7 protein-coding genes are annotated in these 10,982 nt (G+C 66.4%); all 7 read right to left on the reverse strand.

What is annotated here, in order from left to right:
• Positions 1-574: 574 nt before the first annotated feature.
• The 7 genes from AAFU51_05460 to AAFU51_05490 all read right to left on the reverse strand — a co-directional run bounded on the left by AAFU51_05460 (position 575) and on the right by AAFU51_05490 (position 10,956).
• Positions 575-3,769 carry a DEAD/DEAH box helicase family protein gene (locus AAFU51_05460; GenBank protein ID MEO1570697.1) on the reverse strand — a complete coding sequence of 1,065 codons (3,195 nt, stop codon included), beginning with the start codon at positions 3,767-3,769 and terminating at the stop codon, positions 575-577.
• A 4-nt stretch (positions 3,770-3,773) separates the two neighbouring features.
• Positions 3,774-6,980, reverse strand: a complete 3,207-nt coding sequence (locus AAFU51_05465; protein ID MEO1570698.1) for a site-specific DNA-methyltransferase — start codon at positions 6,978-6,980, stop codon at positions 3,774-3,776.
• 285 nt (positions 6,981-7,265) lie between these two features.
• Positions 7,266-8,018, reverse strand: a complete 753-nt coding sequence (locus tag AAFU51_05470; GenBank protein MEO1570699.1) for a Fic family protein — start codon at positions 8,016-8,018, stop codon at positions 7,266-7,268.
• A gap of 4 nt (positions 8,019-8,022) precedes the next feature.
• The gene (locus tag AAFU51_05475) at positions 8,023-8,658 is read right to left on the reverse strand and encodes a type II toxin-antitoxin system antitoxin SocA domain-containing protein (GenBank protein MEO1570700.1); all 636 of its coding nucleotides are present in this window, start codon (positions 8,656-8,658) and stop codon (positions 8,023-8,025) included.
• Between the two features lie 227 nt (positions 8,659-8,885).
• A complete protein-coding gene (locus tag AAFU51_05480) occupies positions 8,886-9,113 on the reverse strand; it encodes a hypothetical protein (protein ID MEO1570701.1) in 228 nt (75 codons plus the stop codon).
• 110 nt (positions 9,114-9,223) lie between these two features.
• On the reverse strand, positions 9,224-10,366 hold the full coding sequence (locus tag AAFU51_05485) for a DUF4062 domain-containing protein (GenBank protein MEO1570702.1): 1,143 nt from the start codon (positions 10,364-10,366) through the stop codon (positions 9,224-9,226).
• Positions 10,363-10,956, reverse strand: coding sequence for a C-terminal helicase domain-containing protein (locus AAFU51_05490; protein MEO1570703.1), 594 nt, complete (start codon positions 10,954-10,956; stop codon positions 10,363-10,365). The genes AAFU51_05485 and AAFU51_05490 overlap by 4 nt, the downstream gene beginning before the upstream one ends.
• Positions 10,957-10,982: the final 26 nt, after the last annotated feature.

The raw sequence follows: 10,982 nt of genomic DNA on the forward strand, positions 1-10,982 counted from the left end.
ATCAAAGCGCGACGCCTCCATTCGGTCTCGCTCCAACGTCGAGAGGTTGACCCGGTCCTTCTTCTTCTCCACGGGGCGGTGCATTCGCTCAGTAAACACCCACCGCGGAGTCGTGTGCAAGCTCTTCATCACCTGCTCTAGTTGCTCTCGTTTCTCCGGTCCCAATTGACGGTCGTGGAGCCATACCGCGATCCCTGGCTTCCCGTCTTCGAATCGAACATGAACGTCGATGGGCCGAGGGAGACCCGACTCCGGCACCCAGTCCTCAATGGTTGCCGTCCCACCGCGTGCTTCCACCTTGGGCCTAAGCCACAGGTACAGCGCCATCCTCGCAGCCCTTAGCTCCGGCGTATCGTTGTCTGCCGGGCAGTCAACGCGATGAAAGTGAGCGAAGTGCTTAGTGTACACACTGCCAGCCCTGACTCGCATTGCGCCGCCACACGTCGGGCAGCGCAAGAGCTGCCGCTGACCCAGCTTCCGCCAGGCGTCTACCGTCTCGTCCGAGGTCGCCTCCCAGAGAATGTGGTCAACGCGAGTTTCGGCATGAATAGCTCGGAAGGGCATACCGTCTCTGTCAGGTGCTCACCCCAGCGGCTTTGACTTGAAGCGCTGCGCGGACCACCTTAAGCAGACGCTCGACATAGGCCGGGTCGTCCTGGAGCAGCACGTCGCGCTCCCGAAGGAAGGCCGCCACCTCATCCGGGGCCACGTCGGGAATCGACAGGGCACCCGCTTCCGTCGGCGACACGATGAACCCAAACAGCGGGAATCCCGCCCGGTCCGAGAACGACCGGATCGTCTGGAGCAGCCGGACCTTCTCCTCGTTCCACCGCGCGAGGCCCTTGGGGTCTACGAACGCAAGCGCTTGACGGTCGCCGTCCTTCAACCACACGAGGAAGTCGGGGTAGAACCCGGCCGTCTCGAAGAACCCGACACCCGCGCGTGGGAGGTTGCGCAGAACGTAGAGCTGCGTCGTCCCCCACTCGTCTTCGTCTCTGTCGTCCCAGAACATGCGGAGGTCGTGGAGGAAGCGCACCTCGCTGTCAACCAGTCCGGCCGGTGTCGAGCGCACGCGTGGGGAGCCTGGGGGCATCTTGGGCACGGTCAGCACGCCAGCCTCGTCTCTCACAGGGGTTTCGACGAGCAGCGGCGCGTAGAGGTGGGCCGCCACGTGCATCCGTGGGAGCGGAAACCCGTGCGCCTCCTCCCGCAGCGCCTCGGCATCGGCGAGCAGCGCGTCTACGTCGGCGAGCATCGACTCTGGGACCTTGAGTTGGTAGGCGCGCTGGAACGTCTGCCCTCCAGCCTCGCGGACAGCGAGCTTTGGCACGTTCGGGTCGTCGATGGTCAACGGGTACGTCACCATCTTGGCCTTCTCGGCGCGTTCGCGTTCGGCTCGATAGAACGCGGTCAGCGCCTTCTCGACGAGCGTCCGGGCTGCCGCATCCAGCATCACAGCGTGCGCGGGCTGGGTCGGAGCCAGTACTTCCGGCGGAGCGGCGAGGCGGGCTTTCGTCGTCAGCGTGCGCTTTACGGCTTCGCGCCGCACCTGGAGGTTGGCCCAGCCTTTCGTCTGCTTGTAGGCTAGCGCGTGGTAGTAGAGAGCGTCCAGGTCGAGCCAGGCGAGCGTGTCTGCCCCCAACTTGAGCTTGGCCTGGCCCGTCGAGGCCGTTTTGGTTTCGTCCGCACTTCCGCCCACGATCATCTTTGGCGTGAGGTCGAGCGAGACGGACTTCGCCAGCGTGTCGGGGTTGAAGTCGATGGTTTCGGCCTCGGCGAACCGATAGCCGTCCTCTACGTCGAGCGTCTGGAGGCCTGCGCGCTCGAACGCCCCCGCGTCCGCGAAGAGCGGGAGCAGGCGGAGCACGGGCACCTCGGCCCCCTCGCGGCGGAGCGTGTCGAGAAAGGCCTTGAGGTAGTTGGCCTTGACGCCGAAGATGTCGAGAGTCTCCAGACGGTCGAGATGCGTCGGGGGATGATCGCTCAGTTCAGCCCGGCGCATGAGCCCGCCGACGCCGCGGAGCCGGACGCCGCGCCCGAAGAGCTGGAGGACCTGCGCGCCCGCGCTCGACCCAACGCTCATCAGGCCCATCACCGACACACGCGGCGTGCTCCACCCCTCGGTGAACTTCTTCGAGCCGATCAGGAAGCGGAGCGGGCTAGTATCCTCCCCGACGCTCTCGAAGAGCGACCCGGTGAACGGCGTCTCGGCGGATACTGAAATCGCGGTTTCCTGCGCGACCTTCTTCGCCAGCTTGCCTGGGTCGCCCACGTTGATCACGCCGAAGAACCGGTCTTTGGCCGCGTCGGCCGTGCGGAGGCCGATCTCGCCCGGCGCGTCGGCGAGGGGAACGAGAACGAGGCGGCCGTGCCCGTAGAACAGGCGGGCACAGAGGTCGGCGTAGACGTCCGCTGCGGCGAGGCCGAGGCCGCGGAGGTAGGGAAACGCCACGCTGAACACGTCGCGCCCGTCGGGGCCGGGCAGCCCGCTCTCGCCGCGCAGGAGCGCGGCGATGCCCTCCGTGGCTCCCGTGCCGTCCTGGAGCACGCGGTCGAGGAACTGGAGCACGCCGACCAGCTCGGGGCCGCCCGTCACGCGCGCGCTCACGAACGTCATGAGCGGCGGCGCTTCGTTAAACGTGGACGCGGCCTCGGGCGTGGCGTCGAAGAACCGCTGCTTCTCGTAGAACGTCAGCAGCGCGCCCAGGAGGAGGCGGTCGCCGTAGAGGTCGTCGTCCTGCTTGACGTTGATCGCGCGGTAGTCCTTGCCAAACTCGTCTTTGTGGAAGCGGCGGTAGGCGTATTCGTAAAGGGTCTGGCGGCTGTAGTCGTCGAGGAGGTCTTTGGCGGCGTCGCTCGTCCCTTCGGTCACCTGGGCGAACGTCGCGCTGTATTCGAGCGTGAGTCCGGCCTGAGCGGCGGGGCCGCCCGCCCCGGCGAGGTCGTCGCGGATGGCGCGCCACGCCCGCTCGGTCTTGCGCTCGGTGCTCGTCCGCGTGCCCTTGTGGCCCTCGTCTACGAGGAGGAGCGTCGGGCCTTCGAACTCGCTCGTGGGGACGCTCACGGCGGTCTTGCCGCGCGGCTTGGTGTCGCTGAGGCCTTCGACGTAGAGCTTCGTGATCTCCAGGACTTGCACGCGCGCTCGCGCAGCCTCGGGGTCGAGCGCGAAGGCGGCGTCGAGGCCGCTGAGGCGAAGTTCTTCGAGGTGCTGCTCGCGGAGGGTCTCGGTCGGGACGAGGAGGAGCGTGTTCTGGAAGTGGTCGCGGAAGTAGTGACGGACCTGGAGGAGGTTGACGTGCATGAGCAGCGTCTTCCCCGCCCCGGTCGCCATCCAGAAGGCGAGCGTGCGGAGCGTGCGCGCCGTGAAGGGCGGCACATCGGGGAAGTGCGCGGCGCGGTGGGCCTCGGCCTCGCGGAGCAGCGCGCCCGGATCGCGGGCGAGCCGGTCGAGCACGACCTCGGCGTATAGCGCGGCGAGGTACTGGAAGTAGCGCAGCCGAAACCCTGGGCGGTGCTGGCGGATCGCCCGCTCGTGCGTGAGGATGTGCGCGTCGTAGCGCGCGAGTTGGCCGCCCCCCAGCTTCACTCGGCCGTTGCGCGCCGCGAGGACGCCGTAGAAGTGGGAGGTACCGTCGGGACCTGCGCCCTCGTCGGTGTCGCGGAGGGCGATGCCGAGTTCGTCGGCGGCCTGCCTCGACTTTCCAGGCGAGCCGCCGAGGAGCGACGTGACGTAGTCGAAGAGGACGAGGCGGTCATGGAGCTTAGGCATTGGGCTAGGCGGTCAGCTGGGCGATCTCGCCCGTGGGCAGGCCGTCGCCCGAAGGCAGCGCACGGCGGACGTGCGGGTCGCGGGCGAGCAGCGCGCGCCGGAACTCAGTGTCCAGTTCGCGGCCTTTCGGGAGCGCGCCCTGGGCGTTCATCCACACGGTCCCGTAGGCGTCCCACGTCTGCCCCTTCGCGCTGAGTTGCTCGGCCAGCCACGCCTTCTCCGCCGCCGGGTCCAGGCCAGCGACGGGCCGCCAGACGACGAGCACGAGGCCATCGTCGCGCCCCTTCGCCTCCATGAGGGTGTACGGGCGGTCTGCGCCGCCTGGCATCGCGCCCGCGTGCGTTTCGGTCCAGCGGCGGACGGGCCGCAGCCCCATCACGAGCGGGAACGTCTCGACGAGGTCCACGGGCTGCTCGGCCACGCCGTCGGGCGTGTGGACGCGGAGGCGGTAGGCGAACGGGTCCGCGAGCGCCTGGAGGTTGAGCAGCGGGGCCGAGTCGGCGGTCTCCAGGGGGAGGAAGTAGCGGAGGAGGTAATCGTCGCCGAAGAGGGCGGCCTGCTTCTGCTGGCGGGCGGTGCGCTCGGCGGGGGTTTCGAGCGCGTTGAGGCTGCCCTCATAGCTCTCCAGGCGGAGGACCTGCACGAGCCGCGGCGTGCGGCCGACCCAGTCGGGCAGCATCGTGAGATCGCCCTCGGTGCCGAGGCCATCGAAGCAAGCCGCCTCCCCGGGTGCCCCGTCCTTCCAGTCCGGCGCGTGCATCACCTTCTGAATGCGTGGCATAAGTACGGTGTCGGCATACTCGCCCTGCTCCACCAACAGGAAACAGCGTGAGCCACCGTCCTCGCGGTTCTTCGCGATTACCGCTTGGCCGGTCGTTCCAGAACCGGCGAAGTAGTCAAGCACCATCTCACGCCCGGACGTGTGGAGTTCGATCAGCCGCCTAATGAGCTTAACAGGCTTCGGAGTACCAAACGGCGTCTCCTGACCGAACAACGCTTTCGTTTCCAACTTCGCCTCCTTGTTGTGGCCAGCGAACTTGTGCGTCCACCAAGTGTGTGGCTTGACCCCACCCTGAGACTCGGAGAGGAATGCCTTCAACATCGGCCGCCCCTCACCAGACTTTCCGAATGTGATCCGGTTGTCCGCCAACAACTCTTCGTATTTCTCGCGACTACACCGCCAGTACCGACCGGGAGGAGGAGTAACAACCATCCCCGTAGGCGTCGTGATCTCGAACTGACCCGCTGAGTACGGCTTACTTGCGGACAGGTCCTGCGCACGCCACGGTCCCCGGTCGTCATTATCCCAATTATCGTAGGCCTTCAACTGCTTGGCTGTGCGGTCCCAAAGCTCGATGTCCACGGAGTCTAGGCCACTGCCGTATGCGTAGACATAGTCATGCATATCGGACATGTACTTGGCAGTCGCGTTCGATACGTACCGCTTTTGCCACATGATCGAAGCCATAAAGCTGTCTACTCCATAGACTGCTTCGAGCAAGGCTCCTAAGCGTAAAGACTCGTTGTCGTCAATGGACACGAACACGAGTGCCGGGTTCGCGAGCCATTCACGCCCCAGGCGCAGGCGCTCCTCCATCATCGTCAGCCACGTCGAGTGCTGCGAGAAGTCGTCCTTGTAGAGGAAGCCGTCTGAGCCCGTGTTGTAAGGCGGGTCGATGTAGATGGTCTGGACGCGCCCTTCGTAGACCGGCCCAAGCGTCCGCAGCGCTGCGTAGTTCTCGCTGTGCACGAGCACGCCGCCCAGCGCCTCGTCCAGGTCGTCGAACGACGCCAGCAGCCGCGCCTTGAAGTCGGCGTCGAAGTGCGCCGTGTCCACGACGAGCGTAGGCCGCCGCCGTAGTTCTGCCACGTCGTCCGCGCCCAGGTCCACGCCGAAGAGGTCCGCCCACGCTGCCCGCTGGCGGTTGCTCGCGATGATGTCGGCGTGGAGCGCCTCGGGAAGCGCGAAGACGGGCGCGAGGTAGTCGGCCTGGAGCACGAGCTTGCGCTTCTCGAAGAGCCGCGCCTGCACGTCCTCCACCTGATGCAGGAGCGCGATCACGCGCTCGGCCACGTCGCGGACCACACGGGCCTGCGCGAGCCGCCCTGCCAGCCCGTCGGCGTCGCCCGCGAGGAGGGCGTCGGCGTCCAGCACTTCGTTCTTGAGGAAATACGTCAGCTCGGCGCGGAGGAAGCCACCGAGGTCGGGGTGCACGAAGTAGTCGGTGCGGTTCTTCTTGGCGTAGCGCCGGAGGTGCCGCTGGAGGGCGGCGGTCCCCTCCTTCGTCTTCAGCGCGTCCGGGGCCGCATCGAGGAGCGCGGGCGTCGCCTCGTCGAGCGCAGCCTGCTGGAGCGTGTCTGCGTCGGCGTCCTTGCTCTTCTTCGCCGTGGTGAAGCGCTTGCTCTCGGCCTCGGTGAGCGGCCGGAACGCGAACGGGACCACGAAGAGCGGCGGCGGCGCCCCATCCTCGGTGGGCTGCGCCTCGGTGTCCTGCGCCTCCGCGTGCTGGTCTTCGGTGCGGCACTGGTCGGGCAGGGGGAGGAAGTAGCGCGTCGTGCCCTTGACGTTGTTCTCCTCCTGGTCGGCCTGGACGAGTTCGAAGCGGACGCGCGTGTCGGCGACCGTGAAGGTGTACTGCGCGAGCTCCTCGGCGGTCTTGATGTAGTGGTTGCCGCGCCCCCGCCACGAGAAGTGGACGTCTTCGCCCTGGTAGGGGACGGAGAACTGCGCCTTGCGCCCGCGGCGCGGCTGCGGGAGGAAGTCGCCGTCGCGGTAATAGCGGCTGAAGAAGGCGTAGAGGTGGGCGAAGATGGTCGCCTCCTCGGTGTCCTCGAAGCCCGCCCCGGCGTCGGCTGCCGCCTTCTCCTCCGCCAGTTCCACGTACGTCTTGCCTTTCGGGAACGCCTGCAACGCCTCAGCGAGGCGGCCCTCGTCGTCGAACGCGCTCGCCAGGCCGAGCGCCTGCGCCTGCGTGGTCAACTCGTCGCGGAGCGTCGCCAGCCGCTCGTCGATCTGCTTCGTCCGGTCGGCCCCGCCCGAAGCCAGCGCTTCCGAGATCGCCGCGGGCAGCGTCTCATCGAAGAACCGCTCGATCTCGCCGCGCCGGTGCGCGAGGATGCGGTACACGCCGAAGTCGAGGTCGGCGAGGTCGAGCTTGAGGATGTCCTGCTTGAGCAGGCGGAGGAACCGGGACTGAGCGTCGGCGGGCATGGGGGCGGAGAGCAGTGGGAGAAACGGGGGAAGCGTAGGCGACGCAGGTGCCAGCCTCGTGTCAGCCGGGCGAACCATGGCGGCTAGGATACCGAACGACACGCCCCGTGCGCCTCCGCACTCCGCTGACGTCATCCCGCTCTCAAACCAGGTCTGAGGCACGCTATCGGTGGCTCCTTCAGGCATTGGAGCAGCGCAACCCCTGCGGGATCTCCGCGCTCCGCTTGGCGAGGTGACGCGCTATGCAAGAATAGCCGCGCACGGCAGACAGCGTGCCCGGCACGGCTAGGCGTCGTCGTTGGGTGGCGCTGGGTCGGCGGGCGGCTCCAGGGTGTCCGTCCGTTCGACGTACTTCGCCCAGAAGCGAAGCAAAAATGCCTCGTAGTCAGTCGCGGCGCTCTTCTTCTCGTTCACGTCGTTGATCTTGCGCATGAACCGTCCCTCGCGCTCATCGATCTGCGCCCAGTCCACGAGCCACCCGTGGAGGTGCAGGTAGACCGAGACGATAAGTCGGCCTGTCCGTCCGTTGCCGTCGTAGAACGGGTGGATTCGCGAGAGGTCGGCGTAGAAGAGGATGGCCGCATCGCGCGCCCGCTCCCCTACGCTGCTCCCGGAAGTGTCGTCGCGCCAATCCTCAAGCCGCGCAAAGGCTGCATCGAGAGCCGCGTCGATTTGATCGGCGGGCAGCCCGGTAAACCGCATCGTGCGCCGCTGCCCGCGGTGGCCTCCGAAGTAGACGTGGCTCCCGCCGGGGTCGCCTGCTTGCCGAACTTGCCCCGCGTTCACAAACACCTCGTTGAAGAGGGTGAGATGGGCACCCAGCAGCAGTCTGCGCAGCACGAGAGGAAGCGTCAGCACGCCTCCTTCGATCACCTTGGCGACAGCCTCCGCAATCTCGACGTATGAGTTGAAGAGCGCCCGCGAGCGATCTGCGATAAGGTCGAAAACGCGCTCGGCGGCGTCTTCGGTCCAGCCCTCCGCGCCGAAGTCGCGCAGGAGGTCAGCGAGCGTCGCGAGTTCGGAGCGGGGCCGTGCCACCGGCTTAGGCGAGCAACTGGCTCAGCCACTCGTCGCGCGAGACGAAGCCTGCGCTCTCAAGCCGGGCGAGGTAGTCCTGGTACGAGGCATACGTCGAAGCCCGCTTGGCATCGGCGGCGCTCATGTCCATCGTGGCCGCCCGGTCCATATGGCTCTGGACGGGGACGTAGGGCTTGCCGACCGGATCGAACGGGAGGTTGGTCGCGAACGGCTGAGCAGCGTAGTAGCGCGCAATGAGCGTGTCCGCGATCACGGCGTCGTCCGGCGTGAGCCGCCACGGATCCTCCTCGTGCGTCATCTTCGAGAGCGTGATCGCCGGGAAACGGGCATAGCTGTGTCCTACGAAGTCGATGAACTCCCGCGTGGCTCCCTGCGGCTCCTGCGACGGGGCCAGCGCTTCGGGCTGAAGCGGGGCGCGTCCGAACCGCTTGAAATACTGGTAGACGTCCCGGTTGACCGGCCCGTGCTGCCACTTCTCGAACGGCACGCCGACGAGGTCACGGCCATCTACGAGACTCCACGCTTTCACGTAGTAGAGCAGCTTCTGGAGCTTCAGCGGCGTCACCCCGCCCGGCACATGGCCGAACCGGTTGACGAGATACTGAGCGAGGTAGAGGTGCTTCATAGCGCGCGGGATCACGGTGGGTGTCGTCGTGACCGAGAGGCGAGTAAACGCGCGGCCGGGCCGTTGGATACGGCGCTCTCCGATGTTTCACGGACGCCCTCGATGTTTCACGGGGGCAGGGCCAAGATAGGATGCGGGGGCAGCCAGCGTACGTCGCAGCCCTTGTTGACCCCTGGCAGACCGCTAGCGAACCGCTCGGACACGCGATGGGCAGGAGCAATCCGCGTGCTTCGCCCATCTACCTACAGGTTGGGCACCTCCGTGTTGTCTCGCCCGGACACTTTCCAGATCAGCACACGCGCGCCGTCGTCGGTGCCAGAGTCGGCCAGCAGGCGCACGTAGAACATGCCCGGTTTGAGCTTCCGGTATCGCTCCTTGAAGCTGTCGATCCACTCTTGCAGCTTCGTATTGGGGTTGTCCTTGGTCGGGACGCGCAGTTCGGCCTGCGTCGTGTCTATCGGCAGCAGCACATCCGTCAGGTCTGCGAGTGGCTTCCTACTCTAAGGGTGGATCAACACACAATCACACGGTCGTCGCTCGCGTTGCGGAGGAGGCGGCGTCAATAAACACCACTCGCGTGCTAAGACACGAGCTTGCGGCGCAAGTAGGTCAGCACGCGCGAGACCTCGTCGTCGGGGTTACCGAGGTCGCTACGGCTCACTGTGCGCGGAGCAGGGAGCGGCGTGAGCGGGGTGGGCGATTGCTGCTGGTGGCCCCACGCCTGCGGAAGGACGGAGCTACCACCCTGCGAGACTCCCGCTACAGCCACATCGAATCGAAGGCGCTCATAACGGAGGTGGGGGTCCTCCTGCGCATACATCGCTCCGGCAAAACGAAACACCGCAGTCAGCTTGGCCTCGACGTACGCTTCATCGAGGGTATAGGAGAGGGCACCCATGCCGCGCTGACTTGAAGTGGGCTCCAACGGGATGTCTACGACGACCAAGCCGTTTTCGTGGACCTCGATCCGTCCTGTCTGCTCGTCTCGCCAGTTTTGGAGCGGCTCTGCGCGCTCCACGACGAGCGCTTGGCCCCGGACATGGGGCCGCACCGGCTGCCCGTAGGCGACGAGCCGGTGCGCGGGATTTTGCGCCGCTACCATCACAGCGTGGTGAAATGCCTCTTCGTCGAGCCGCCTCGGGTCTATGACTTCGCCAGCGCGTTCCGGCGCGAGCACGAAGCGAAGCGTCCGCTCAACGCGCTGCTGCTGTTGAGGCGTGGCGGCACCTACGTCGAGTGCCAGAGCACGAAGAGCGTCGGCGTTGAAGAGCATCGCGTCGGTAGGGAGAGGGTCGATAGAGGCAACGGCCCGCTCAACCTCGGCGGCGAGCGAAGCTGCGTCGGTGAAGGTGCGGCGGAAGAAGCCAGTCGTGTAGTCGCTTACGGCAGTGACGAGCCGCTCGGCATCGGCGTCGCGCCGAACACCATCTTGCACGAATGCGCGCACGGGCAGCTTCCGCTGCTGTGCTTCGCGTAGCTCCTCTTCGACGACCAGCAACCCAGATGGGGCCGTCCACCCGCCACGTTCCCCGACGATCAGGATCAGTCCGTCCGACGCTGCCACGAGGTCGAGGCAAGCCGTTCGCGATGAGTCGCCGAGCGAAGGCCAGTCTTCTGCCATCACCGCCTTCCGGCCCGCCGCTTCGATACCTGCGCGAGCTGCCTGACGAAACGGTTCATACCCTTTCATCACGGAGCTGACAAAGATTTTCGGTGAGCTCATGCAGCTCCTCGGGTTCGAAGGGTACCGGGCCGCTCTACGAGTGTGCTGCCGTCGAGGTAGCCAAGCATGAGTGGCCGCGGGTCGCGGCAGAAGCCTTCGGCGAAGCCTTTAAGCAACCGCGACTCGTTCAGCACGTCGGCGTCGTTGGAGAGGTGGTCTACGAGCGTCCGCGTCGTGAGCACGATCAGCTTGGCGCGCGCCCGAGAGGCCATCACGTTGAAGCGGGTGAGGCTGTAGAGGAACTCGTCCTCGGCCTCGATCAAGTCGGGGTCGCCCAGCCCAAAGGAGGCCACGATCACGTCGCGCTCTTGCCCCTGAAATCGCTCGACGGTGTCGACGGCTGACCAGATCAGCTTCGGATCGTGTTCGGGGAACGCGCGCATCAACTCCTGCACGACCAGACCCATCTGGGCTTTGTGCGGCGTTACAACGCCTACGCCTCGCGTCCAAAAACTCTCGGGAGTGTACGGCGCTAAGGCGCTGCCACCCGGCGTGAGCTCGCCCGAGAGCTGTGCGCTCGCGTGCCGGTAAAGCAGCCACAACATCGACGCCACGGCCTGCGCCTCGAATGCGTTGACCTGGCTGCTCACCTCGTCTTCGTAGACGAAGCACGCGG

It is taken from the genome of Bacteroidota bacterium, assembly GCA_039821555.1.
GTDB lineage: Bacteria > Bacteroidota > Rhodothermia > Rhodothermales > Rubricoccaceae > JBCBEX01.